This window comes from Hallerella sp., from assembly GCF_022776125.1.
Taxonomy (GTDB): Bacteria; Fibrobacterota; Fibrobacteria; order Fibrobacterales; family Fibrobacteraceae; genus Hallerella; species Hallerella succinigenes.
The window spans coordinates 1-24,554 of the sequence record NZ_JALFIA010000076.1 but is presented as its reverse complement, the minus strand read 5'-3'; the positions used below and the strand labels follow the sequence as shown (position 1 = coordinate 24,554).

The 24,554-nt window shown below is 51.0% G+C and carries 21 protein-coding genes; 14 read left to right on the top strand and 7 right to left on the bottom strand.

What is annotated here, in order from left to right:
• Positions 1–7: 7 nt before the first annotated feature.
• A complete protein-coding gene (locus MR847_RS08885) occupies positions 8–430 on the bottom strand; it encodes a type I restriction enzyme HsdR N-terminal domain-containing protein (protein WP_106519697.1) in 423 nt (140 codons plus the stop codon).
• A gap of 5 nt (positions 431–435) precedes the next feature.
• Positions 436–1,689, bottom strand: a complete 1,254-nt coding sequence (alr, locus tag MR847_RS08880; RefSeq protein WP_100426857.1) for an alanine racemase — start codon at positions 1,687–1,689, stop codon at positions 436–438.
• 193 nt (positions 1,690–1,882) lie between these two features.
• Between alr and MR847_RS08875 the strand changes: the two genes are divergently transcribed.
• Both MR847_RS08875 and MR847_RS08870 read left to right on the top strand, forming a co-directional pair.
• Positions 1,883–2,998 (top strand): aminopeptidase, encoded by a 1,116-nt coding sequence (locus tag MR847_RS08875; protein WP_100426858.1) that lies wholly within the window; start codon positions 1,883–1,885, stop codon positions 2,996–2,998.
• Between the two features lie 151 nt (positions 2,999–3,149).
• Complete coding sequence (locus MR847_RS08870; RefSeq protein ID WP_198514926.1) at positions 3,150–5,216, top strand: glutamine synthetase III family protein; 2,067 nt, start codon at positions 3,150–3,152, stop codon at positions 5,214–5,216.
• A 123-nt stretch (positions 5,217–5,339) separates the two neighbouring features.
• Here the strand turns inward: MR847_RS08870 and MR847_RS08865 are convergent, their stop codons facing one another.
• Entirely contained in the window at positions 5,340–5,678 is a 339-nt protein-coding gene (locus tag MR847_RS08865; RefSeq protein WP_100426383.1) for a hypothetical protein, read from the bottom strand.
• A gap of 51 nt (positions 5,679–5,729) precedes the next feature.
• On the opposite strand from MR847_RS08865, the gene MR847_RS08860 reads away from it, so the two are divergent.
• The 9 genes from MR847_RS08860 to hisD all read left to right on the top strand — a co-directional run bounded on the left by MR847_RS08860 (position 5,730) and on the right by hisD (position 16,751).
• Positions 5,730–6,638, top strand: coding sequence for an AAA family ATPase (locus tag MR847_RS08860; RefSeq protein WP_287723558.1), 909 nt, complete (start codon positions 5,730–5,732; stop codon positions 6,636–6,638).
• A 3-nt stretch (positions 6,639–6,641) separates the two neighbouring features.
• Entirely contained in the window at positions 6,642–7,784 is a 1,143-nt protein-coding gene (locus MR847_RS08855; protein ID WP_287723557.1) for a DUF58 domain-containing protein, read from the top strand.
• Positions 7,781–9,646 carry a transglutaminase domain-containing protein gene (locus MR847_RS08850; RefSeq protein ID WP_287723556.1) on the top strand — a complete coding sequence of 622 codons (1,866 nt, stop codon included), beginning with the start codon at positions 7,781–7,783 and terminating at the stop codon, positions 9,644–9,646. The genes MR847_RS08855 and MR847_RS08850 overlap by 4 nt, the downstream gene beginning before the upstream one ends.
• Positions 9,647–9,692: 46 nt before the next feature.
• Entirely contained in the window at positions 9,693–10,847 is a 1,155-nt protein-coding gene (locus MR847_RS08845; protein WP_287723555.1) for a polysaccharide biosynthesis/export family protein, read from the top strand.
• 243 nt (positions 10,848–11,090) lie between these two features.
• Complete coding sequence (locus tag MR847_RS08840; protein WP_100426387.1) at positions 11,091–11,324, top strand: hypothetical protein; 234 nt, start codon at positions 11,091–11,093, stop codon at positions 11,322–11,324.
• A 140-nt stretch (positions 11,325–11,464) separates the two neighbouring features.
• A complete protein-coding gene (locus MR847_RS08835; protein ID WP_287723554.1) occupies positions 11,465–13,219 on the top strand; it encodes a lytic transglycosylase in 1,755 nt (584 codons plus the stop codon).
• Positions 13,220–13,289: 70 nt separating this feature from the next.
• The gene (locus tag MR847_RS08830; protein WP_277001456.1) at positions 13,290–13,847 is read left to right on the top strand and encodes a DJ-1 family glyoxalase III; all 558 of its coding nucleotides are present in this window, start codon (positions 13,290–13,292) and stop codon (positions 13,845–13,847) included.
• A gap of 42 nt (positions 13,848–13,889) precedes the next feature.
• Positions 13,890–15,470, top strand: coding sequence for a citramalate synthase (gene cimA, locus MR847_RS08825; protein ID WP_100426390.1), 1,581 nt, complete (start codon positions 13,890–13,892; stop codon positions 15,468–15,470).
• A 3-nt stretch (positions 15,471–15,473) separates the two neighbouring features.
• Positions 15,474–16,751: a histidinol dehydrogenase gene (hisD, locus tag MR847_RS08820; protein ID WP_106519703.1), complete on the top strand. Its 1,278-nt coding sequence runs from the start codon at positions 15,474–15,476 to the stop codon at positions 16,749–16,751.
• A 79-nt stretch (positions 16,752–16,830) separates the two neighbouring features.
• Here the strand turns inward: hisD and MR847_RS08815 are convergent, their stop codons facing one another.
• The 3 genes from MR847_RS08815 to MR847_RS08805 all read right to left on the bottom strand — a co-directional run bounded on the left by MR847_RS08815 (position 16,831) and on the right by MR847_RS08805 (position 20,975).
• Positions 16,831–17,586: a TrmH family RNA methyltransferase gene (locus MR847_RS08815; RefSeq protein ID WP_100426392.1), complete on the bottom strand. Its 756-nt coding sequence runs from the start codon at positions 17,584–17,586 to the stop codon at positions 16,831–16,833.
• 5 nt (positions 17,587–17,591) lie between these two features.
• Positions 17,592–19,667, bottom strand: coding sequence for a methionine--tRNA ligase (metG, locus tag MR847_RS08810; RefSeq protein WP_100426393.1), 2,076 nt, complete (start codon positions 19,665–19,667; stop codon positions 17,592–17,594).
• Between the two features lie 66 nt (positions 19,668–19,733).
• The gene (locus MR847_RS08805; RefSeq protein WP_287723553.1) at positions 19,734–20,975 is read right to left on the bottom strand and encodes a hypothetical protein; all 1,242 of its coding nucleotides are present in this window, start codon (positions 20,973–20,975) and stop codon (positions 19,734–19,736) included.
• Positions 20,976–21,046: 71 nt separating this feature from the next.
• Between MR847_RS08805 and MR847_RS08800 the strand changes: the two genes are divergently transcribed.
• The 3 genes from MR847_RS08800 (at position 21,047) to MR847_RS08790 (ending at position 23,384) form a co-directional block, all read left to right on the top strand.
• Positions 21,047–21,481: a type II toxin-antitoxin system VapC family toxin gene (locus MR847_RS08800; RefSeq protein WP_287723552.1), complete on the top strand. Its 435-nt coding sequence runs from the start codon at positions 21,047–21,049 to the stop codon at positions 21,479–21,481.
• Between the two features lie 90 nt (positions 21,482–21,571).
• The gene (gene gatB, locus MR847_RS08795) at positions 21,572–23,026 is read left to right on the top strand and encodes an Asp-tRNA(Asn)/Glu-tRNA(Gln) amidotransferase subunit GatB (RefSeq protein WP_277001437.1); all 1,455 of its coding nucleotides are present in this window, start codon (positions 21,572–21,574) and stop codon (positions 23,024–23,026) included.
• A gap of 76 nt (positions 23,027–23,102) precedes the next feature.
• Entirely contained in the window at positions 23,103–23,384 is a 282-nt protein-coding gene (locus MR847_RS08790) for a hypothetical protein (protein ID WP_100426397.1), read from the top strand.
• Positions 23,385–23,506: 122 nt separating this feature from the next.
• Here MR847_RS08790 and MR847_RS08785 read toward each other — a convergent pair.
• Positions 23,507–24,554 (bottom strand): PD-(D/E)XK nuclease domain-containing ATP-binding protein (locus MR847_RS08785; RefSeq protein WP_287723551.1); only part of this gene is annotated, 1,048 nt, incomplete at its 5' end.

Genomic DNA, 24,554 nt, shown 5'->3' with positions numbered 1-24,554 from the left:
CGAAAATTCAGGGATTTACCGGAGGATACTTGGGGAGAGAGGAAAGGCGCGTGTAGCTTTTTTTCGCAGAATCGAGCCCGAGGAAAATGGCGGAGTCGCCGAGGGAAAGCATAATGAATTTAGGCTTGAGAATGCGCAGGTATTTGTTGACTTGGACCTGAAGCGCGGCAGGAGATTCGACGCCCGGCCTTTTACATTCGACAAGAAGCCAAGGTTCGTTGGCTTTTGCCCCTTCCCGAAAATCGTGGACGATGATATCCACACGGTCAGCGTTTTTTGAATCAAAGGTGCGCAGAGCGAATTCCGTTTCGACCAGATGACCGGGAACGTTTACCACATCCTTGAGCCAAGAAACCACGTTTTGGCGCACGGCTTCTTCTGGAGTCGCCGCGACAAACTTCTTTCGGGAAGAGTCAAAGTAGGAATCCATCTAGACTATTTGCCCTTGCGGAGTGGATACGGCGTGAATGGAGGAACGTGGAATTCTTCCTTCAGGTCGTCCCAACGGATCAGACGGTTCTTCCAAATATACTTGCGATAAAGGCGACGGGCCACGCGGCTCGTGATTTCGTAAGGAATCGTATGATGCGCTTCCGCAACGGATTCCATGGAAATGCGGGCGTCGGCCGTACCGTTTACGACTTCGACCGTTTCACCGATTTGCACATCCGGAATACGGCTCACGTCCACCATCGTCGCATCCATGCAGACGCGTCCGAGAATCGGGCAGAGCTGATCGCGAATTAAAACATAACCGTTGTTGTATTCACCGCGGAGGTAACCGTCACCGTAACCGATCGCGATGGTCGCCACCTTGGTCGGCTGCTGGGCAACCCAGTACTGGCCATAGGAAACGCCTTCGCCCGTCGGCACTTCGTGAATCGTGCGGATAGTGGACTTGATCGTCATCACCGGTTTCAATTCCGGATATTCAAAGCCTTCCGGCGGTGTGGCTCCCATCGGATTGTAGCCGTAAAGGACAAGGCCCGGGCGGACCATGTCGAAGTGACTTTCCGGATGGCGCAGCGTGCCTGCGGAACTCGAGCAGTGGCAAATCTGCGGACGGACGCCTTCGTTTGTCAAAAGTTCGACGAGGTTCGAGAAGCGGTCAATCTGGCGTTGCGTGCTCACGTTCGAAGTCTTGTCGAGCATGTCGGCGGTGGCGAGATGGGTGAACATTCCTTCGACTTCCAGATGCTTCAGGGTGAGGATCCGGCGGATCGTATCGAAGTCGTCAAAGCGTACACCGTAGCGGTGCATCCCCGTGTTGATCGCAAGGTGAGCCTTGCAGTGCAAATTGTTTTCTTCGAGGTACTTGTCGAAGGCGACGGCGGTCTTCAAGTCGGAAAGAGCCGAGGTCAATTGAAATTCGACAAGGTAAGGGAAGTCAGCCGGAATGCAAGGTCCGAGAATCAGAATCGGAAGGTCCATGCCGTACTGGCGAAGGAGCATACCTTCGGAAAGATGGGCGACACCCAAAAAATCCGCTCCGCTGTTCTTTGCCGCATAAGCGCAGGCGAGGGAGCCGTGGCCGTAGCTGTCCGCTTTCACGGGAAGGAGAATTTTCGTCTTCTTCGGAATGGACTTTCGGACAAATTGAATGTTGCTCGCGAGAGCGTCCAAGTTGATTTCGATCCAATTCGGGCGCGTGATACTGTTCAAATCAGGAGGAAGCTGTGCCAAATTCATAGTATTCAAAATATAGATTAGAAAGCGCGTCTTGGATTCAAAAATCGTGAGTTTTTGCAATGTTTTGGGCGTGTAAGTCCTTGTCTTTCAATAAGATACGGTAATTGAAATCGTTTGGGGCGAAATTCGTCTTTTTGGATCATTTTCGGCGCAAAACATTAGTATTTTTTCGTCGAAACAAAAGAGGCTCAACATGGATCCTAGAATTACTCAGCTCGCGGAAATGCTTGTCCGCGATGCGATCGCCTTGAAAAAAGACGAAAATATTTTGATCGAAACGACCGATACCCCGGCGGATCTTTCGGTTGCCCTGATTCGCGCCGTATCGAAGGCGGGCGGAAGACCTTTCTTAACACATCATCGCAGTGCTGTCAACCGCGTTCTGTTGCAAAACGCGTCCGATGCGCAGTTGAAAATTGCCGCGGAACACGATCTCGCCTTTATGAAGAATATGCAGGCGTATCTCTCGATTCGCGGAAGTGACAATTTTGTAGAACTTTCCGACGTTCCTGAAGATCGCACTTTTGCGAACCGCACGATTCGCCATCCGGTGCTCGACTGGCGTGTGAACAAGACGCGTTGGTGCGTTTTGCGCTGGCCGACTCCTTCGATGGCTCAGGGGGCAGGCATGAGCACGGAAGCTTTTGAAGACTTCTATTTTAAGGCTTGCCTTGCAGACTACCCGGCGATGCAGAAGGCGGCGAAAGCGCTCGTCGATCTGATGAACAAGACGAACAAGGTGCGCCTTGTAGCTCCGGATACGGATCTTTCCTTTAGCATTCAGAACATTCCGGCAGTCCCGTGCTGTGGCACGATGAACATTCCGGATGGCGAAGTCTATACGGCTCCGGTCCGCGAAAGCGTGAACGGTGTAATCCATTACAATACGCCGACTTTGTACGAAGGCAAAAAATTCGAAAATACTCGCCTCGTTTTCAAGGATGGAAAAATTGTCGAAGCGACATCCTCGAATACGGAAGCGATGAACGCCATCTTCGATACCGACAAGGGGGCGCGTTACATCGGCGAATTCGCGATTGGCTTCAATCCGTTCGTCCTGCATCCGATGTGTGACATTCTCTTTGACGAAAAGATCGCGGGAAGCATTCATTTTACTCCGGGACGTTGCTACGAAGATGCTTACAACGGAAACCAGTCGGCTATCCACTGGGACTTGGTTCTGATCATGCGTCCGGAATACGGGGGCGGTGAAATCTATTTCGACGACCGTCTGATTCGCAAGGATGGAATCTTTGTGATTCCGGAATTGGATGCTTTGAATCCCGACAAACTTGGCGCGGCAAAATAACAAAACGACATTTTTGCTATCTTTTGCTACCGAAAGCGACAAAACGGTAACTTTCTTTGGCTGGACTTATGTTAAAATCGGTGAAAAACGCCAAAAATCTTCTTGGCACGGTTTTTGCAAAAAGTAGGGCACAAACCATAAGGAGTACACTGTGAGTATTCAGGAAGAATTTGGAAGTCTCGTCTTCAATACCAAGACGATGAGCAAGTATCTCTCGCATAAGACCTATGAAAGCCTTCTTGCGACGATGGAAAACGGCACCGCTCTCGACGCAACGATCGCTGACGAAGTTGCTTCGGGCATGAAGACGTGGGCAATGGAACATGGAGCGACGCACTTCACTCACTGGTTCCAGCCGTTGAATGGAACGACTGCAGAAAAGCACGACGCTTTCTACAATCCGGACTTCAAGGGTGGCATCGTTGCCTCCTTCAGTGGTAAGGAACTCATCCAGGGCGAACCGGATGCTTCGAGCTTCCCGTCTGGCGGTCTCCGTGCAACATTCGAAGCCCGCGGTTACACCGCTTGGGATCCGACGAGCCCGGCATTCATCAAGGTGAACAACGACGGCGTTGCCGTTCTTTGCATCCCGACCATGTTCTATGGTTACCATGGCGAAGCCCTCGATAAGAAAATCCCGCTTCTTCGCGCGCAGGTCGCCCTCGCAAAACAGATTAACCGCGTTGCTAAGCTTTTCGGCGTACCGGGCGACAAGCGTCCGTTCGCAACCCTCGGTCCTGAGCAGGAATATTTCCTCGTCGATGCTGAAGTCTACCGTCAGCGTCCGGACTTGGTGCAGACTGGTCGTACCCTCTTCGGTGTTCGTCCGGCTCGTCATCAGCAGCTTGAAGACCACTACTTCGGCAAGATTAAGAATCGTGTTCTCTCCTTCATGGCAGAAGTCGACAAGGAACTCTGGAAACTCGGCGTTCCGGCTAAGACTCGCCACAACGAAGTGAGCCCGGCCCAGTTCGAACTCGCTCCGGTCTTCGAAGAACAGAACCTTTCCTCTGACCACAACATGCTCACGATGGAAGTCCTCCAGACCGTTGCAGAACGTTATGGTCTCGTTTGCCTGCTCCACGAAAAGCCGTTCGACGGCGTGAACGGTTCCGGCAAGCACAACAACTGGTCTATCACCGGTCCAGATGGCAAGAACTGGCTCTCTCCAGGTAAGACTCCGCACGAAAATGCACAGTTCCTCACGGTCCTTGTTTCCATCATCAAGGGTGTCGACACCTACGCTCCGCTTCTCCGTGCAACGGTCGCAAGCGCTGGTAACGATCACCGTCTCGGTGCAAACGAAGCACCTCCGGCAATCATCTCGATCTTCCTCGGCGAACAGCTCACCGATATCATCAACCAGCTCGAAAAGGGCAAGCCGACTTCGACGAAGAGCGGCTCCACGATGGAAATCGGTGTGTCCATGCTTCCGCCGCTCCCGAAGGATGCAACGGACCGTAACCGTACAAGCCCGTTCGCCTTCACCGGCAACAAGTTCGAATTCCGCGCTGTCGGTAGCGAACAGAACTGCGCAACGACCAACACCGCTTTGAACACCATTGTGGCTTGGGCTCTCGACGATGTTCTGAATCAGATCGAAGCTTTGACTTCGAAGGGCACGGACTTCAATTCTGCTGTGCAGAGCGTTCTCCAGAAGGAAATCAAGGATCACAAGCGTGTGCTCTTTGACGGAAACGGATACAGCGGCGATTGGGAAGCAGAAGCTGCCAAGCGCGGTCTCCCGAACCTCAAGACGACGCCGGAAGCTATCGAAGCTTACCGCGATCCGAAGGTCATTGAACTTTACAAGAAGTACAGCGTCCTTTCCGAAGTGGAACTCGAAAGCCGCTACGTGATTGAAAAGGAAAAGTACGAGACGATGATCGCTCTCGAAGCGAACTGCGCTCTCATGATGGCAAAGACCATGTACCTTCCGGAATGCATTTCCTACGCTGCAGAACTCGCAGACTCTTGCGCCTCTCTCACGGATTACGTGCACACGGGCGTTTCCGCTCTTGCAAAGTCCGCAGCAGAAAACGTGGAAAAGCTCACGCAGGAAATCGACAAGCTTGAAAAGGCTATCGATTCTGGCGATTCGGCCGCAGAACTCGCAGGCATGAAGGATGTCCGCTCCGTGGTGGATGCTCTCGAACGCATCGTTCCGGATTCTCAGTGGCCGGTTCCGGGCTACGGCGAAATGTTCTTCGTCGGCTAAGCTCGAATCCTTTTTAGAAAAATGGAACAGAAGCCTCCGCGTTAGCGGGGGCTTCTGTTTTGCTTTGCGATTTCATTACGATAACTACGCCTTCGGCTCGTTATGAAACAGCGGAACAAACGCCTAGGCGAAAATCGCGAGAATCCAGAAGGCGACCGCTGTAATAACCCAAAGGCTTGCCAGTTTTTTACGGTGAGGCTTTCCGACCGCGGCAATGGAAATCGCCGAAGTAAAAGTCAGATACAACGCAAAGAAGTAACAGAGGATCGTGACGATTTCGTGCGGAATAAAGTAAGGGAGAATTCTTCCGCGTATAAGGGCTAGGCTTGCCGCAAAAAGTTGGATGAGTCCAGGGATGACAAAAGCCCTGCGCTTTTCGGGGGCGGTATTCCAAATGGAGTGGATGAGCAGAAAAATCAAGGCGATTGCGGCAAGAGTGCTAAAAATGGAGTATGCGGTCATGGAATGGAATATATTTTTATTTTGAATTTAGGTGGTGAAAAGGGAAGTCAAATGATTCAAAAATTGATTCAGGCGCTGAACTCGGTTCTGCTCGGAAAAGAAGATTCGGTGGAATTGCTCGTGGCGGCGATTCTTGCGAATGGACATGTGTTGATTGAAGATGTTCCGGGAACCGGAAAAACGACGCTTGCGAGAGCGCTTTCGAAAGCGGTTTCTGCGGACTATGCAAGAATTCAGTTTACACCGGATTTGCTTCCGGCGGATGTGACCGGTGGAGCCATTTTTAGACCGGGAACTTCCGAATTTGAAATCAAGAAAGGACCTGTTTTTACGCAGGTACTTTTGGCGGATGAAATCAACCGTGCAAGTCCGCGTACGCAGAGCGCCCTTTTGGAAGCGATGGAAGAACGTTCGGTTTCGCTCGAAGGCAAGACTTATGCACTCTCGAACTTTTTTGTTGTCCTTGCGACGGAAAACCCGGTGGAATTCCGCGGCGTTTATCCGCTGCCCGAGGCGCAGATGGACCGTTTCATGGTGCGCCTTTCCCTAGGCTATCCTTCCGAGGAAACGGAACTCGGCATTATCCGCGGTCACCGTTTTGAAGTTCCTGTGGAAAAACTCAAACCGGTGATGACTCCGGAAGATGTTTTGCGGATCCGTGAAGAAGTGAAGAAGATACATGTGGACGAATCGCTTGAACTTTATGCGGTAAAACTTGTGCAGGCGACGCGCCATCGCTCGGATTTGCGGCTTGGAGCGAGTCCGCGTGCTGGCATGGCTCTGGTGGCGATATCGCAAGCCTTTGCCTATATGGACAATCGAAATTATGTGACACCAGACGATTTGCAACGGTCCATTTTACCGGTGCTTGCGCACCGCATCTTTGCGAAAGATTCTGCTTTTGATGCGACAAAGAAAATTCTCGAAGATATTCGCAAAAACGTTTCCGTTCCCAGGTAGCTTTTGAAAAAAATTTGGGAAGAAATCGTTTGGCTGTGGAAAGCTTATCCGCGAGCTCCGGAAAAGCCCGGTCTTTTGATGCGCCTGTATTACTTTTGGGATGAAGTCATCACGCCTGCGGGGCATGTGTTCTCTGCCTTGTTGCTCTTTTGTTCCATGTTCCTTTTTTTGCCGGGTTTTCAGTGGGTCAAAGTTTTTGAGTTTTCCGCTTTCTGTTTGATGGTCTTTTCGATCATCGTGCGCCGTAAACCGGATAATCGGATTTTACATGTGGAAGTCCCGATGGCGACGGAAGGCGAACCTGTGCAACTCGTGGCGACGTTCGAAAAACCTTTGTCGGAAGGCGCGTATTTGGATTCTTTTCGCATGGATCCGAGCGTCGTCCGTTTGGAAAACGGACTTTTGCTGCCCAAGCGTCGTGGCGCTTTTCCGCTTTCGAAAATCGCCCTGGTGGAAACACGTCTTCTTGGACTTTCGCAGAGCTTTCAAAAGTATGACGGCCAGGCGGAACTCTTGGTATTGCCTAAAATCCAGAACATTTCCCAGTTTCGCTTTTTGACTCTCGGCATCAGCGGGGCCAAGTTCGAACGTTTGCTTCGCCCCGAAAATTCCCGCAGCATGGAATTTATCGGAGTCCGCGAATACCGCGAAGGGGACAGCCTTCGCGATTTGCACCACAAAGCCTTTGCTCGCTACGGCAGGCCTTTTACCAAGGAATTTGCTACAGAAGTCGGAGGCGGCGTTACGCTCCTCTTAGATGTTTCCGCAAAGCATTTTCGTGAAAAAATGTGCGTAGAATATGCGATTCGTTTGTTCGGAAGCATCGCCTTTTGGCTATTGGAACGGAACCTTTTAGGGCGGGTTTTTATCGGTAATGAAGAAGTGCGCTTGGATAATGCGAAAAACGCTCAGGAGAAAATCCTCGCTGTTCTTGCGCGAGTTCCGTATGCGGACCTGCATACAACGTATAACTTGGACAAGTGGCATGTAAGACCGGATAATGAAATTCCGGTGCTCGCCGTGGCGGTCCATGAAGTGAATTGGCCTGCGGTCGATAAGCAAATCGTAGTGGTGAATCGAGAAGGGAATCGTCAGGAATCGGATGCACTCAAGTTTGTTTTGCGCGGATCGGAGGCTTCGCTATGAAGAAGAACGGTTCGAACGAAGCGGCTTTGGTAATCCTTGTCGCTGCGATTTTTGCGTTGTGGAGCGCTTCTCAGATCATGCAGCTTGCCGTTCTCTCGTTGCTTTTTTGCCTTTGGACGTATCGGCGTTTAAGGCTCGGGAAAGCGGTGAAGTTGCATCGCATTTGGCTTTATCTGGGAATGATTCCGTTTGCGATTTGGTTTGCCGCATTTCGCAGTACGCCGGGCGGTTTTTCGCCGCTCTTCTTTTACATTCCGGCGTGGTATTTTTTGTATTTGGCGCTTGTGGAGTGGCTGTGCGTGGGGCGTGGCGGTCGCATGGTCTTTGTCTGGTTCGATGCCTTTGTGGTTTTTACTCTCAGCTCCTTTGAGGCAAGTGCGGCAATTGGCGTTGCGTTTGGCGTGGCGACGCTTGCACTCCTTTGGGACGTGCGTTCCAAAAAGAATTTTGCGCTTTGGCTCCTCTTTTGGATCGGATTCTTTTTGCTTCTGCTAGCGGCAAAAAACTTGAATTTGGATAAACGCTCGGATTATGCAACCCGGGCGGCTCGTTATGAAAATGATTACCACAAGCGCACTTTGATGGGATTTTCAAGTATCGGCGCATTAACCGCTTTCTCAAAAAACTATTCGGGAGAATTTGAAGACGATGTCGTCTTTCGCGTTTATTCCAAACGAATGCCACTCTTTTTGAAAGGGATTGCTTACGAGCGTTACCTGCCCAAGGTAGGACTTTGGAAACAGTCAAAGCAGCACCGCTTTCTGCAGACAGGGCGTTTTGTCGGCGACTATGGAGGCTTTGAAGTCCGCGAACCATTCGATTCGACTGCGGTCTGGGTTCAGTCGAACCTTTCCGTCGAAAAGGCGCTGTTTGCTCCTCCCGGAGCCGCTGGAGTCGCGCTGAAGAATATAGACTCCCTTCCGCACTTCGCAGGAGACTTTTTCCAGACTCCGGAAAGATCTCCGCGGAACTGGTACTACTGGGACGGCATTCGGACTCGGGATACGCTGACCCAGAACGATTCCGCATGGCTTCAGGTTCCGAATTCGCTTTTACCGTTGCTCGATTCCGCTGTTCTTCAAATGGAACTTTCCCTGTCGAAGGATTCGCTGAAAAGCAACTTGAAAAAGATCCGCACCTATTTTGATGAAAATTTTAAATACCAGCTTTCCTTTGAACGCTCCGAGGAAGATCCGTTGGAAGACTTTTACCGCAAACGGAGAGGCTTCTGCTCGTATTTCGCCTCGTTCAGCACACTTTTACTGCGTCATATAGGAATTCCTGCTCGGTATGCAAGTGGTTTTGCGTACCCGGAAATCGGGGAAGGCTATTGGATTTTCCGCCGCAGGACTGCGCACGGTTGGGTGGAATTTTTGGACGCAGACGGGTATTGGAACACCTTTGACCCGACACCGGTCTCTGCTCGGTTGCAAAACGGCGAACCTTCTCGGTTTGAACGTTTGATCGAACGCCTGCGCAGCATGCTTTCCCTTGCCTGGCACGAACTGACGGAAGGGCGTTGGCGCACTTCGCTCGATTCTTTTACCAATTGGATATCCAATGTCTTTGAATCCTTGACGTTTAAACTGTTTTTAGGAGTGTTGCTTATCGGATCCTTGGCTTGGTGGGTTGTTAGGTGTATTCGAATTCGTCAAAACGAACGGGAGAATGTTTCCAAGCGGATTCTAGAATTGCGTCAAATGCTCGAAAAAGCGGAATCCAAACTTTCGGGCATGGGTTACGTTCGAAATCAGGGCGAAACCGCCTGGATTTTTTTGCAAAGGATTCCTTCGACGCCTAAAACGGAGCCTTTCCGCCAAATGCTAGTGTCCTATTGTCTGAATCGTTGGAGATCTTTGTGATTTTCTTATATTTTACTCATCTTTTGTTAATCAGAGGAATTTTTATATGAGAAGTTGGATCTTGGGAATCCTTTCGACCGCCGCTCTTGTTCTTTCGGGATGCTTCGCTTCCCCGGGTATGGTGTTGAACGAATCGTCCAACGAAGATGGCTCCATTGATACGTTGGCTGATTTTCAGGGTGCAAAGGTGCATCTGCAGAGCATTAGTCCGCTTACGCTTTCCAGACTTTCGGGTGTTTCTTCGAATTCGGCCTCACCGGCAACCTTCGCTGCGCTTCCAGAAGAACTTTTGACTTATACGCCGGAAGCTTACAAACTCGGACCTTTTGACATTGTCCAGGTCGTCATTTGGGAACATCCGGAACTCACGAGCCCGCTCGGTTCTTACCGTAGTGATAATGCGACAGGTCAGCTTGTTAGTGAATCCGGTGTGATGTTCTACCCGTATGTCGGTGAAATTAACGTGGTGGGCAAGACCATTGCGGAATTGCGTGCAGAAATCGTGTCGAACCTTTCCAAGGTTTTGAACAATCCTCAGATTGACGTCCGTCTGCTCCAGAGCCAGCGTCACAAGGTTTATGTCCAGGGTTCCATCAAGAATCCGGGCGTTGTGACCTTGAACGATGTGCCGGTGACTTTCCTCGAAGCGATCAACCGCTGCGGAGGTGCAACTGCTGATGCAGATCTTTCGACGGTGGAATTTACGCGTGATGGTAAGACCTACGTTTTGAATATGCTGGCGCCTTATGCGGCCGGTAAGGGCCCAAGCGATGTCGTGCTGAAGGATAACGATGTAATCCGTGTTCCGGATTCCGAAGAATCCAAGGTTTACATGATGGGTGAAGTGCGTAACCAGCAAGCTCTCTCGTTCAAGAACGGCAAGCTTTCCTTGGCCCAGGCTCTTGCTGAAGCGGGCGGTCTTCGCTTGGAATCGGCAAAGGCAGAAAATATCTATGTGTTCCGCGCTTCTGCAGCGGATGCGATTGATGTTTATCATTTGAATGCCCGCAACCCGATGGCTCTTGTCTTCGGCGACCAGTTCGCGTTGAAACCGGGTGATATCGTCTATGTCGATGCGACGAATCTCTCGCGTTGGAACCGTGTCGTTCAGCTCGTCTATCCGACGGCTCAGTTGATCTACTACGGTTCCCAGACGGTGAATACGACGCATAATGCGTATAAGGCTATCCAAAACTGGTAAGCTTGTCAAAATATTTAGAAACCTACTTGTTTTTTCTAACACTGTGAGTATATTTTCGCTATGAGTGCTAAAAACGCGAATCAGTCGGAAAGACCTTTTTGGAGTCGAAAGAACCAAAAGGCTTACCGGATTAGTCGAGCGCTCATCTACGCTACGATGATCTTGTCGTTAATTGCGGCAGGGCTTATCTGGTTCGGCGTGAATAACGCTCTGGGAAAATAAAATAGAGAGGTGTATTCTTATATGAATATTAAGAATATGGGAATGAGCAATCCGCAGCCGATGCATTGCGGTCGTCGTCCTAAGAACGACAACATCGAACCTTCCGTGCCGCTGGCAAACGAAGAAGAACAGGAAGAGCTCGAAGAGGAAGAAGAAGAGGAAAGCCTCGATGAAGAGGTGAACTTCGACAAACCGACGTTCAAGCGCGACCAGATCTGGAACGACTACGCGGAAGATTTGGACTACGACCAGTGACCAGATCCCTGGAGAGGGGCGTTTTTTTCATAATCGCCTCGGCTTTCGTTTGTATATTCACTTCCTGTGCAGGAAGCAGACAGGAAGTCTATACTCCCGAAGCTGAGGAATCTTTTGTATCCCGCGCGATGAGCGATTGGGTGTCTCCCGAAGAAGAGTTGCGGGAGTCTTGGCAACAGTATCAGTTTGCCTTGCAGGCGATGGAAGATGAGGACTGGCTTGTCGCTCGACATCATCTGGATTTAGCCTTAAAAAAATTAGTGGAAGAAAACTACGACCCCGTCTATTCGATTCAGGCGCGGCCGCAGGATTCTTTGTACCGTCGGGATATGCCGCATAAGTTGATCGCGGCGTTGGACGAGGTTTACCCCCAGATCCTGGCCATGGGCGAGGACGCTTCTGTCTATGTGCGCTATGAGTTTGATGATGCGGGTCTTGAAAATTTGGACGAACCGCCCCTCGACAGTGCGGAACGCGAAGAAATCGAAAGTTTCCTCGATACGTTGAATCGTGCCGAGTTTACGCTCCCGATTGAATTCAACGAACGCGTGATGCAGGAAATTCAGTACATGTCGACGCGTGCACATGATTTTACGGAAGCTTCTCTTTCTCGAAAGACCGCATTTGAAGAAATGATTTACGCAAAGATCGATTCCATGGGAATGCCGCGCGATTTGATTTTCCTTTCGCTTGTGGAATCCGGTTACAAGATCAAGGCTTATAGCCGTGCCAAGGCGGCGGGGCTTTGGCAGTTTATACCGTCTACGGGAAAGCGTTACGGGCTGTATCAAGATTTTTGGATGGACATGCGCCGTAATCCGGAACTTTCGACGGTTGCCGCCATGCGTTATTTAAAACGTTTGCATGATGAATTTGGTGACTGGCTAATGGCGATGGCTGCTTACAACTGCGGCGAAGGTTGCGTGCGTCGTCGAATCCGCGAACTCAAAGAAGATACGCTTTGGGATTCGACGAAGACGATCACCTATTGGGACTTGAATCTTCCGAAAGAAACGATGCATTACGTGCCGCGTATTCTTGCCGCGATGACGATCGGACATTATCCGGAACATTACGGTATGGATGTGGAAAAGCGTGAACCCGTTGCATTCGATACGGTGACTGTCGTGGAATTTATGCCGCTTGATCAGGTGGCGAAAGCGGCTGGAGTCGATACCAAGACGATTCAGGAACTAAACTTGGAACTGAATCGTTGGTGCACGCCACCGAAGGAAAGCGGCTACGTGATGCGCATCCCGGAAGGGACGCGGGATTCCTTCCTTGTCGCTTACGAAAAAATGGATAAAAAGTCCTGGTCGCGCTGGCAGTATCACAAGGTGATGTCTGGCGAAAATTTGGGCAAGATCAGCCGAAAGTATGGTGTTTCTGTGAAGGATATCCAGTCTGCGAATCATTTGAAGAATACGCGCATCCGCTGCGGTCAAACGCTCATGATTCCGTTGCCGTCCAGCGCCTATAATTCGAATTCCTCCAAGAATTCCACACAAACAAACTCGTCGCAATCTTCAAAAAAATCCTCGGTGCGCACGTATAAGGTAAAGCCGGGCGATAACCTCGGCTCGATCGCTCGCAAGTTCGGCGTTTCCGTTTCGCAACTTCAAAAGTGGAACGGCGTCGATGGTTCCGCCATTCGTGCGGGTCAGGTCCTTTACGTCGAAAAGCCTGTGGAAAAGCCTGTCGAAAAGGCGATAGCAAAGCCTGTGGAAAAGAAGTCCGAAGGGAATTTCATTAAACATACGGTCCAATCGGGAGAATCCCTGTGGGATATTTCCCGTACATACGGCGTGACCATTGAACAGATTGTCGAGTGGAATAAGAAAAAGTCCACGAAAGTCAAAGCGGGCGAAGTTTTAAGAATCCAGCCAAATCGTTGAAATTCTTCTTATATCGCAAAAAATCTCTCTAATTTGGTTATATTCTAAAGGTAACCTAAGGAGATTTTTTATGTCGAATCATATCTTATTTCTGTTGGCAGATGGTTTTGAAGAAACGGAATGCGTGGTTCCGTATGATATTTTGATTCGCGGAGGGGTAAAGGTTTCCCTTGCGAGCATTCACACCGATCCATTTGTGGAAGGCGCTCATGGTTTGACGATCAGGGCGGACGCCCTTCTTTCGGAACTTGACCCATCCCTTTATTCGGGAATCTTTTTGCCGGGCGGCGGCCGTGGCGTGGAAAATCTGCGAAACTCCCAGGCGGTGCAGGAAACGGTTCGAAGCTTTATGGGCGCAGGCAAGTGGGTGACGGCAATTTGTGCGGCTCCGATTGTTCTTGCCGCGGCGGGTGTTTTGCACGACAAACGTGTGACGAGTTATCCTTCGACGGAACCGGATATCCGTTCCTATTGCAAGAGCTATTCTCAGGACCGCGTCGTGGTGGACGGTAAACTGGTGACAAGCCGCGGTCCGGGTTCTGCAGAAGAGTTCGGATTGCAACTGCTTGCGCTTCTCGAAGGCAAGGATAAGTCAGAAGATGTCCGTAAGGGCATGGTTGCTCGCTAAACCCTAAAAGCGGGCTGGATGTTTTATTAAATTTGGACCATTATGGCAGACGTTTTTCTCTATGATACCACTTTGCGCGATGGCAATCAGGACCGCAAGATTTCCCTTTCCTTAGGAGACAAGTTGCAGGCAGCCAAGCTGCTAGACTCTTTCGGCTTTGACTACATTGAAGGGGGCTGGCCCAATCCCAGCAATCCCATCGATGTGGAGTTCTTCAAGCATATTGGAGAAATGCATCTGACCCATGCGAAGGTTACCGCTTTCGGTAGCACGCGGCGTCCGAATATTCTTCCGGAAGACGATCCGCTGTTAAAGGCTTTGGTCGCAAGCCAAGCGCCTGTCAAAACGATTTTTGGCAAGAGCTGGGATTTGCATGTGACCGATGTCATTCGCACGACCCTCGAAGAAAATCTCGACATGATCGAGTCCTCGGTTCGCTACCTCAAGGAAAATTCAGAATCCGTCATTTATGATGCGGAACATTTCTTTGACGGTTACAAGGCGAATCCGCAATATGCGCTCGATACATTAAAGTCGGCGGAACTCGGCGGTGCTGATTTCATTGTGCTTTGCGATACGAACGGCGGAACGATGCCGTGGGAACTTGCACAAATCATCCAGGCGGTAAAGGAAAAGGTTTCGACTCCGCTCGGCATTCATGCGCATAACGACAGCGGAATGGCGGTGGCGAATTCTCTCATCGCGGTTCAGAACGGCATCACGATGGTGCAGGGTGTTTTGAACGGCTACGGCGAACGCTGCGGTAATGCGAACTTGACGACGATCTGCGCGGATCTTGTCCTGAAGCTGAAAAAGGATCCGTTCTGCGCAAAGAACTTGCAGGATCTGCGCAAGGTGAGTCTTGCTTACGATCAGATTGTAAACATCCCGAGCAATGTCAACGCTCCGTACGTCGGGGATGCCGCTTTTGCACATAAGGGTGGCGCTCACATCGATGGCGTGATGAAGGTCTCCCGCAGCTTTGAGCACGTGGACCCGCAGCTCGTGGGCAACAAGCGTGTGTTCGTTGCAAGCGATCAGGCGGGTGGCTCTCTGGTCGTGGAAAAGGTCAAGGAACTGCTCCATGTGGACGTGGACAAGAAAGACCCGAAGATCCGTGAACTTTTGCTTTTGATCAAAAAACGTGAAAACGACGGTTGGCATTTTGACAGTGCGGAAGCGAGCTTTGAAATGCTCGTGTACAGAACACTAGGTCACTTTACGACGCCGTTCTCGCTTGAAAATTACCGTTTGATTGAAGACCGTACCATGCAGGGCGTGAGCGTTTCCCAAGCGACGGTCAAGCTTCATATCAACGATGAAATCAGTCTACAGGTAGCAGAAGGCGATGGCCCGGTGAACGCTCTTGATGCGGCACTGCGCAAGGCCTTGACCCCGTACTTCCCGTACATGAAGAACGTTCGTTTGGACGACTTCAAGGTGCGCGTCCTTGGATCGAATGTCGGTTCCGATGCGCACGTGCGAGTGTGGTCTACCTTCGGCGACGAAACGGATACCTGGCATGTGGCAGGCGTTTCTTCGAACATCATCGAGGCGTCTTGGTTCGCCTTGATAGACGGTCTCACCTACAAGATTTATAAAGAACAAAAAAACGGACACTAGATTATGAAAATCATTAAAGTCAAGCAGAAGTCGAAGGAAGTCGAACGCATCTGCGCACGCGGTGTCGCACCGACGGAAGAAATTCACCAAAAGGTCAAGCAGATTCTGGAAGATGTTCGCAAGGGCGGTCTTTCGAAGGCGGTCGAATACGCTCAGAAGTTCGACGGTCTCAAGGGCAAATCTCTCGCGGTGAGCGAAAAGACGATCGAAAAGCTTGCGGACAAGGTTCCGGAAACTCTCGCCAAGGGTCTTCGCCAGGCGATTAAGAATGCGATGGAATTCCACAAGCATGAACTCAAGGACCTGAACGGATTCTCTTTCAAGGGCAAGGACGGTGAAGTCCTCGGCCAGCGTATTCGTCCGATGCACCGCGTGGGTCTTTATGTGCCGGGTGGTGCTGCCGTGTATCCGAGTACGGTCATTATGAATGCGGTGCCGGCTCTGGTGGCGGGTGTTGATGAAGTCGTGGTGACGACTCCGGCGAAGGACGGTATCCATCCGTCTGTCGCATTCGTTCTGCGCGAACTCGGCATTACGGAAGTTTATCACATCGGCGGAGCTCAGGCTGTGGCGCTCCTCGCTTACGGCGCAAAGGGAATTGAACCGGTCGACAAGATCGTGGGCCCGGGTAACGTCTTTGCCGCCATCGCAAAGAAGGAAGTCTTCGGTACAGTGGATATCGACATGATCGCCGGTCCGTCTGAAATTCTCGTGATGGCAGATAAGACGGCGGATCCGGACTTTGTGGCTGCAGACTTGATGAGCCAGGCTGAACACGGTTCAGGCTTTGAAGCTGCTATCTGCATTACCGACAACATGGATACGGCGAAGATGATTTCTGCTTGCGTCGATGAACAGGTGGAAAATTCTCCGAAGCGCGAACTCCTGGAAAAGGTTCTCGATCACTTTGGTCGTATTCTCGTAGTGGACAACTGGTTCGACGGTGTTGCGATTGCAAACCGCATCGCTCCGGAACACTTGGAAATCATGACATGCGAAGCGGAAGAACTTTCGAAGAGCATTCTGAACGCCGGCGCTGTGTTCATTGGCCCGTGGTCGAGCGAACCGGTCGGTGATTACTTCGCAGGTCCGGACCACGTGCTTCCGACGAACGGGACGGCTCGCTTCTCGAGCCCGCTTGGCGTCTATGATTTTGTGAAGCGCATGAGCGTCATCCACTATTCGCAGAAGGCGATTCAGAAGCACGGAAAGGCGATTGCCGAAATGGCGACGACGGAAGGTTTCTATCACCACGCTCAGGCTGTGTTGAAGCGCCTCTAAGCTTTTCTTTCAAACGGAATGTTTGTAAAAAAGTTCCTCGCAAAGCGGGGAACTTTTTGATTTTAAAACTATAAAAAAGTTAAAACTTGTACCCGGTGCGGATCGCGTAAGAGAGAACGGCGAAGGCGCCTGCTACGTTCATGCTCGCCTTTCGACCCGCCATCGGAATTTCCACTTTGAGGGAACATTTTTCAAGCAAATCCGGGGCGATACCGAGTTCTTCGTTGCCGAGAATGATCAGGCCTTTTTTCGGCCATTCCACGGTAGAAATGGGAACGGATCCCTCGCCGGTTTCAAGCGCGATAATGCTGTAGCCGTTTGCTAAATGCGCCTGGATGCAGTCGAACGGAGTTTCCCAGCGTTTGTGCGGAATCCAGCGTTCTGTGCCACGGGCTGCGCTCTTGAGCATCGCATGGTCAATGTCTGGCGTGTAACCGGAAAGGTGTACCGCTTCAAGACCAAAACAGTCCGAGGTGCGGAAGACCGATCCGATGTTAAATCCGCTGCGTAGATTGTGCGCAAGCACGGCGTAGGGGAGCGTCTGCATGACCGCTTCAGAACGGTCGCCTGGTTCGTTTTCTAGGTAGACATCGCGTTCAAAGCCGAGACCCGCCTCGGTGCGGAAGTCTTTATAAAGATCAATTAGCTCGGCTTGATTTTTTCCGTTCAAGCGTTTGGAAGCGGGGAAGTTTTCCCATTCGGCATAATGCTCATATTCGTTACGAATCTGGGCCATGTCGTTGCCGAGCTGAAGAATGAGAATTCGCAAAAGTTCCGCGAAGCGCTTGGCTTTTGTCTTTGGCGCTAGCGCGGAAAATTTTTGAATCGAGTACATGGGCTTTAGTGAACCTTCTTGCCGTCGAGAACGTCACAGGTCACCGGCTTGTCGCCGATTTCGAGAGCGTTTTCGCCACAGAATACAACTTTGCCGCGTACTTCGAGAGAAATCTTTTCGAAGTCCTTTACTTTGAGAATACGACCGTCGGTTGCCGGAGCGATTCCGTGGAAGGTGGCGCGGTCACCCGGCTTTGCATCTTCTGGCGGAGCGATGAGCACGCAGACGTGCTCTTCGTCGGTGTCGCCGGCAAAGAGCATACCGTTGCTCATGATGCCGCGGAGCGGAGCCGGTTTCAGGTTTGCAAAGAGGACGATCATGCGGTCCTTGAGTTCTTCTGCCTTGTAACTTGCACGAAGGCCCGAGCAAATGGTGCGCGGTTCGCCTTCGCCGGCATCGACCTGAAGAACGTAGAGGGAATCTGCGTCCGGATGGTTCTGCACGTCGATGATTTTGGCTGCGCGAATGTCCATTTCAGCAGGCACCTCTTCTGCGGTGAGAGGCTTGTTCTGCTTCGGCTTCTGTACCGGCTTTGCCTGTTCCTGCTTCTTTTCTTCTTCGATACGCGGGAAGAGAGGCTTGCCTTCGCCGAAGGTTTCGCCGCTCTGGAGAACGCCCCAGGAAAGATCTTCTGCGCTCTGGAACTTGGAACCGAGCATGGCAAGACCTTCTTCTGCCTTGGACGGAATGACCGGCCAGAGGAGGCAAAGAGAAAGACGCACGGCTTCTGCGGAAATGTAAAGAACCGTGGCGAGTTCGTCCTTTTTGGATTCGTCCTTCGCGAGCTTCCATGGAGCCTTGACTTCGAGATAACGGTTGATGCTGCGCACGAGCTGCATAATGGTTTCGATCGACTGCGAAAGTCGAGCCTTTGGAAGGCCTTCCTTGATTTCGGCAATCACCTTACCGGCGAGATCGATGACTTCCTTTTCGGCTTCGCCGATCTGCGCTGCCTTCGGGAGCTTGCCTTCGAAGTTATTGAGCACCAGGCGGTGCACGCGGTTCAGCACGTTGCCGAGGTCGTTGGCGAGGTCGCTGTTGATGCGACGGACAAAGCCTTCGTGCGTGAAGTTTGCATCCTGTCCTACGACCATTTCACGGGCGAGGAAGTAGCGGAACGCGTCGATACCGTATTTTTCCATGTAATCCATCGGATTCACGACGTTGCCTGCGGACTTGCTCATCTTTTCGCCGCCGTTCACGAGCCACCAACCGTGGGCAAGAACGTGTTCCGGAAGCGGAATGTCAAGTGCCATGAGCATTGTCGGCCAATAGACGCAGTGGGTCGTCAAAATGTCCTTGCCGATTAGGTGGTAAGTGGCCGGCCAAATCGGAGTGCCGTCCGCATAAGTCTTGTGGAAGGCGGTCGAGGCGCTTACATAGTTTAACAAGGCGTCGAACCAGACATAGGTCACATAGTCTGTATCGAACGGAAGTGGAATGCCCCAGCTGAGGCGAGCCTTTGGACGGCTAATGCAAAGATCGTTCAGAGGCTGTTTCAAGAAGCCGCGGATTTCGTTCCAGCGGTAATCTGGAACGATCCAATCTTTGTGGCTTTCGAGGAAGTCAATCAGCTTCTGCTGATAGGAACCCATCTTAAAGAAGTAGTTCTTTTCCTTGAGCCATTCCACCGGGCGGTGGCTGATCGGGTCGCACTTGTTTTCGTCAAGTTCGTCTTCGGTAAAGAAACGTTCTTCGCCGACGGAGTACCAGCCTTCGTATTCCTTGGAATAAATTTCGCCCTTGTCCCAGAGCTTCTGGAGGCATTCTTGCACGTAAGCTTTGTGTTCCGGCATGGTCGTGCGGATAAAGAAGTCGTTGCCGATATCCATCTTTTTCCACAGGTCTTCAAAACGGTGGTAGTATTCGTCCACGTGTTCCTGCGGGGTGACGCCACGCTTTTCGGCGGCACGCTGTACTTTTTGACCGTGTTCATCGGTACCGGTCAAGAAGTAGGTCTGATATCCCAGAATCTTGTGAAATCGGGTGAGAATGTCTGCAAGAACGGTTGTATAGGAGTGACCGATATGCGGCGCGTCGTTAACGTAGTAAATCGGGGTAGTAACGTAAAAGTTCTTCATATGCGCAAAGATAACAAAAAAGCGCCTCCGAATGGAGGCGCTTCAATTCGAACTGTCGAAAAAGGATTAGTTGATTCGCCCGATCAAGTTGCCACTGAACTGATAGTCACGGGAAGAACCGTAGCTATGAGCACCGAAGGAAAGGGTGAAGCGCTTGGTGAGCGGCTTTTCGATGTAGAATGCACCGAGAACATCCTTCACATGCTTCTTGTCCGTATCCGCGTATTTGGTTTCTGCGCGGTCGTGAATGTATTCTGCTTCGAGAATGATGCGGTAGTCACCCGGAGTGAAGAGAAGACCGCCGGTAATCGGAGCGACCATGTCGATTGTGCGGGTGCGTTTCTTGCCGAAACGATCGGTATAGGTTTCTTCTGCATCGAGCCCCATCAAAGCGCCTTCGAGGAAGAAGTAAGCGATGTTATCGACAATCGGGGTCTTGCCCTGGAGAGCGATTGTGTGACGGACGTCAACGTCATTGTCATGGATGAGGTCGAAGACATTTGTACGGTAGCCGAGGTCGAGGTTCAGGAATTCAATGCCGCTGAGGTCATGGAAGTTGAACATCAAACGAAGGTCACCCGTGTTGAGGTTCGGAGTCGTGCTGATGAAAGCGACGCTCATCGTCATTGTTTCCGTTGGGGTGAGCGTGAACTGCAAAGCGTTTTCGCTCGAAGCTCCAGACTTGAAGCCGTTGTAGTAGCCATCGACGTAGTTACCGAAGTAGTCGCCGTTCTTCTGCGTGAATTCCCAACGACCGAGCTTGATAGAGGCGTATTTGGTGTGCTGTTCAGCCCATGCTTCGTGGATTTCAAAGAGATCGCGGTATTCATAAGAATCCGAAGTATCGCCGTCAGCGGTGTGATGGGCGTGATACTGGTTGTCTATCAAGTCGCCCGGATACATATAGAGCAAGATACGACCGTTGAAGTCATCGGAATGGGTTTCCATGCCGAGGTTGGCGCGGCCCCACCATTCTTCGAAGTTATCGCCGTTGTCGTCGTCTTCGCTTGTCCAGAGAACCTTGCTTGCCTGGATTTCGAAGCTTGCGTCGATATCAAAGACAAATTCGCCAGCCTTGAAAAGCGGTTTTTTCTGAGCTTTTTTCGGAGCTGAAATAGACTTGGGAGAAGCCATGGACATGTCCAGAGCAGGAGCCGCATTGGCTGTATCAGCGGGTGCAGCGGCCGGGGCTTCTGCGACCTTGGCTGTATCGGTGGGTGCAGCGGCCTGGGCTACCTTTGCAGAATCGGCAGGCTGTGCGAACAGGGCAGTTGCCATTGCAATTGATGCAAATAGAACTTTGTTCATGATCATCTCCTTATCCAATAGTTTTCATTAAAATTATAACAAAAAAAATAGAGAATTGTTAAATTTTGTTTATGATTCGAATAGAAAATTCCAGAGTCCTTTTTTTGGGCGAATTACCGATTCGGCGCTTGCTCGAATTCCGTTCTGAATTTTATCCGATCATGCTCCGCATATTAGACATAGTGTACGAGCGAAAAATTCAGATGGTCGCTTCGCCGATTACTCTTGCGAACATCTCGTTTAAGGCACACGAAAAGGCGCAGCCGGTTTTGGCTCGGGAATTCAAGGAATTCTTTACCAAGAGTTCTCAGTTCATGCTGCGGGAAATCGATGCGGAAATCGCCGCGGTTTCTGCAGAGTTCCGTTCCAAGTACAAGCTTTCCCTGGAAGATTCTTTGCAACTCGCGACCGCTTACGTCTGTGGGGCGGATCTTGTACTTACGGAAAACGAAGAGTGGAAAGAGGTTTCCGACATGAATGTCGTGACACTTTCCGAATTCGCTTAAAATATTCCTTCAAATTTTTTCAAACTTGTTTTGCCGAGCTTCGGATTTAATTAAATTTTATGCGAAAACAAAGTTTTTGGAGTTTTTGCTATGTCCAAGTATTATCCAGTGATCGGTCTTGAAATCCACTGCCAGCTTGCTACCAAAACGAAGATGTTCTGCGGTTGCGAAGTCGAAGTGAACACAAGCCCGAATAAGCATGTTTGCCCTGTTTGCCTTGGTATGCCTGGTGCAATGCCTGTGCCGAACAAGAAGGCTGTGGAATACGCTATTCGTCTCGGCCTCGCCCTGAACTGCGAAATTGATCTGAACGCCATGTGGACTCGTAAGAACTACTTCTATCCGGACCTTCCGAAGGGGTATCAGATTACTCAGACCGGTGGACTTCCGATCTACGACCATCCGATTTGCCGTAACGGCTGGCTTGAAATTAAGCGTGCCGACGGCGTTGTGCGTCGCATCGGTATTACGCGAATTCATATGGAAGAAGATGCCGGTAAGCTTGTGCACGACATGAGCCCGACAGGCAGCCACTTTGACGCGAACCGTTGCGGTACTCCGCTTTGTGAAATCGTGACGGAACCGGATATTCGCAGTCCGGAAGAAGCCGTCCTCACCTTCAAGAAGATCAAGCAGATTCTCGAATACACGGGTGTTTCTCACGCCAACATGGAAAACGGTAACATCCGTTGCGATGGAAACATTTCTATTCGTCCGAGCGAAGACGCTCCGTATGGAACTCGCGCCGAAATCAAAAATTTGAACAGCTTCACGAACCTCGAAAAGGCTCTCACGGCGGAATATCTCCTTCAAACCGTGACCCTCGATGCCGGCAAGGAAGTTCAGCAGTGCACCAAGCGCTATGACCCGAACGCCGACAAGACGTCCGTCATTCGCTCCAAGGAAGACGCTCCGGACTACAAGTACTTCCCGGAACCGGATATGGTGCGCCTCGTGACCGATCCTGCATTCGTGGAAGAAATCCGTCGTACACTTCCGGAACTCCCGGATGCCCGTTACGCTCGATTCCTCAACGACTTTAAGCTCACCGAATACGATGCTCAGGTTTTGACCGATGACATCAAGGTTAGCAACTGGTTCGACGCAGCTGCAAAGACTTGCAAGAACCCGAAGATCCTTGCTAACTGGGTCATTACGGAACTTCTCCGCGAGGTGAAGGAACTCGAAGGCGGCTTTGACGCGATCAAGGTTGTGCCGGAACAGCTCTCTCGTTTGGTGAACTTGATCGAAGAAGGCACGATCAACGGTAAGATTGCAAAGCAGGTCTTTGCCGACATGTTCGAAACCGGTAAGGATCCGGACACGATTGTGAAGGAAAAGGGTCTTGTGCAGATTACCGATACGGCTGCAATCGAAAAGACGGTGATGGAAGTCGTCGAAAAGAATGCGGCTCAGTTTGCGGAATTCAAGGCGGGTAAGGTCGCACTTAAGGGCTTCTTCGTCGGTCAGGTGATGAAGTGCTCGGGCGGCAAGGCCAACCCGAAAATCGTGAACCAGATTCTCGACAAGCTCGCACAGGGTTAATCTTACCTTGAAACGCTTATGCAAAAGCCCTTTCCGAGGGCCCTCTTTCGGAGGGGCTTTTGTGGTTGTGTTCTGGATGCTTCTAGCGTCGAGTTCTTCTTTTGCGGCGATGGATGCTTACGATTCGATGTATGTGAATACGTTGAATATGTCGGATGCGGAAGCGGCTGCCGTTTACGGTGTGGATTCTTCAAAGATTGAAGTCAAACCGACACGCCAGGAATTGCAGGAAGAAAAGGAGCCTGAGTACGTGATGCGCGATTACAATCACAGGGAACAGGTGATTGTCGGGGTGTCAGTGATGCTCTGTGTTGCGCTTGCGATGGTGATGATGAACAATTATAATCCCTCGCGCTGACAAAAAACCACATAAACTCAAAAACGTCTAAATTGAGCGAACAAAACGGCAATTTTTATAAAATTGCCTCTTTCAATCACTCTTATTCAAACGCAACCCTAGTCAATCCACATAGTTGTTGGTTACCCTTCCACAACTTTCCATTCGCCGATGGTACGCTTTTCTGCATCGAACGATACGCCAATCTTGAACAACTTTTTCGGCGAGCCGTCCTTGGCCATCGTGACGGAATATGGAATCAAATACCCCTTTTCATCGATTTGTTTCAGCGCATCGTCTGCGGTGCCATTCTTGTCCAACTTGAACTCGAACATATAGACTGCATCGGCGGTCTCGACAACGGCATCGGCGCGGCCCGCGGCACTGCATTCTTCGGTACGCACGACGTATGGCGTACACAGTTTGAATATCAGGAACAGCACCGTCTTGTAGTGGTTTTCGTCCTTGCGTTCCGCATTGTACGGGATGCCGCTCATGAACGCGCGGATGTGCGCCAGTGCCTTTTCAATCTCCTTTTCTTCCAAGGCATCGACAAAGCGCAATAGGAACGAATCGTTATCGACAACATCGTCCATGGCGTAGTAGGGCATCAGCGCCTTCAGGAATCCGAGGCGGACTTCGTCATTTGGAAAACCGAGCAGATAGCGGTTGCCGGCTTTTGTCGACTTGATGGTCAGGTAGCCGCTCTGGTAAAGCATCGGGATAGGGTTCTTGGCAGTCTCCGTCGGCGCGTCAAACATGTCCTGCGTAGCCTCGAACCCGGTATCGAAAGGAGTCGGGTCCACCTTGTACTTGCGCATGAGCCTGGTCAGAATCGTCGGCGTACCGGTCGCAAACCAGTAGTTGGCAAGTTCTCCATCACTTAGCGAATTGATAAGGCTGAACGGATTGAACACGTCCGGCGAGTTCTTGCTGAAGTGGTAGCCGTCATACTGGCGCGTTAGCGCCTCGCATGCACCGTCATAGGTCAAGCCGTTCTTGTCTGCGAGGGCCTGGATCTCGGGCTGCATCTGGGTCAGCACTTCTTCCTTCGTAATTCCGCAGATGGCCGCGTAGTCATCGTTCATCGTGATGACCTTCAAATTGTTGAGTTCGCTGAAAATCGAGAGCTGGCTGAACTTGCTGATGCCCGTGAGGAACACGAAGCGGAGGATGCCGCCCAAGGCCTTC

Bases quoted from the DNA above. Each gene is read 5' to 3' on its own strand.
- gatB (WP_277001437.1), top strand. From the start codon at position 21,572: ATGTCCAAGTATTATCCAGTGATCGGTCTTGAAATCCACTGCCAGCTT.
- MR847_RS08830 (WP_277001456.1), top strand. From the start codon at position 13,290: ATGTCGAATCATATCTTATTTCTGTTGGCAGATGGTTTTGAAGAAACG.
- MR847_RS08845 (WP_287723555.1), top strand. From the start codon at position 9,693: ATGAGAAGTTGGATCTTGGGAATCCTTTCGACCGCCGCTCTTGTTCTT.
- MR847_RS08815 (WP_100426392.1), bottom strand. From the start codon at position 17,586: ATGTACTCGATTCAAAAATTTTCCGCGCTAGCGCCAAAGACAAAAGCC.
- MR847_RS08840 (WP_100426387.1), top strand. From the start codon at position 11,091: ATGAATATTAAGAATATGGGAATGAGCAATCCGCAGCCGATGCATTGC.
- MR847_RS08860 (WP_287723558.1), top strand. From the start codon at position 5,730: ATGATTCAAAAATTGATTCAGGCGCTGAACTCGGTTCTGCTCGGAAAA.
- hisD (WP_106519703.1), top strand. From the start codon at position 15,474: ATGAAAATCATTAAAGTCAAGCAGAAGTCGAAGGAAGTCGAACGCATC.
- cimA (WP_100426390.1), top strand. From the start codon at position 13,890: ATGGCAGACGTTTTTCTCTATGATACCACTTTGCGCGATGGCAATCAG.
- alr (WP_100426857.1), bottom strand. From the start codon at position 1,689: ATGAATTTGGCACAGCTTCCTCCTGATTTGAACAGTATCACGCGCCCG.
- MR847_RS08875 (WP_100426858.1), top strand. From the start codon at position 1,883: ATGGATCCTAGAATTACTCAGCTCGCGGAAATGCTTGTCCGCGATGCG.
- MR847_RS08800 (WP_287723552.1), top strand. From the start codon at position 21,047: ATGATTCGAATAGAAAATTCCAGAGTCCTTTTTTTGGGCGAATTACCG.
- MR847_RS08865 (WP_100426383.1), bottom strand. From the start codon at position 5,678: ATGACCGCATACTCCATTTTTAGCACTCTTGCCGCAATCGCCTTGATT.
- metG (WP_100426393.1), bottom strand. From the start codon at position 19,667: ATGAAGAACTTTTACGTTACTACCCCGATTTACTACGTTAACGACGCG.
- MR847_RS08850 (WP_287723556.1), top strand. From the start codon at position 7,781: ATGAAGAAGAACGGTTCGAACGAAGCGGCTTTGGTAATCCTTGTCGCT.
- MR847_RS08885 (WP_106519697.1), bottom strand. From the start codon at position 430: ATGGATTCCTACTTTGACTCTTCCCGAAAGAAGTTTGTCGCGGCGACT.
- MR847_RS08790 (WP_100426397.1), top strand. From the start codon at position 23,103: ATGCTTCTAGCGTCGAGTTCTTCTTTTGCGGCGATGGATGCTTACGAT.
- MR847_RS08805 (WP_287723553.1), bottom strand. From the start codon at position 20,975: ATGAACAAAGTTCTATTTGCATCAATTGCAATGGCAACTGCCCTGTTC.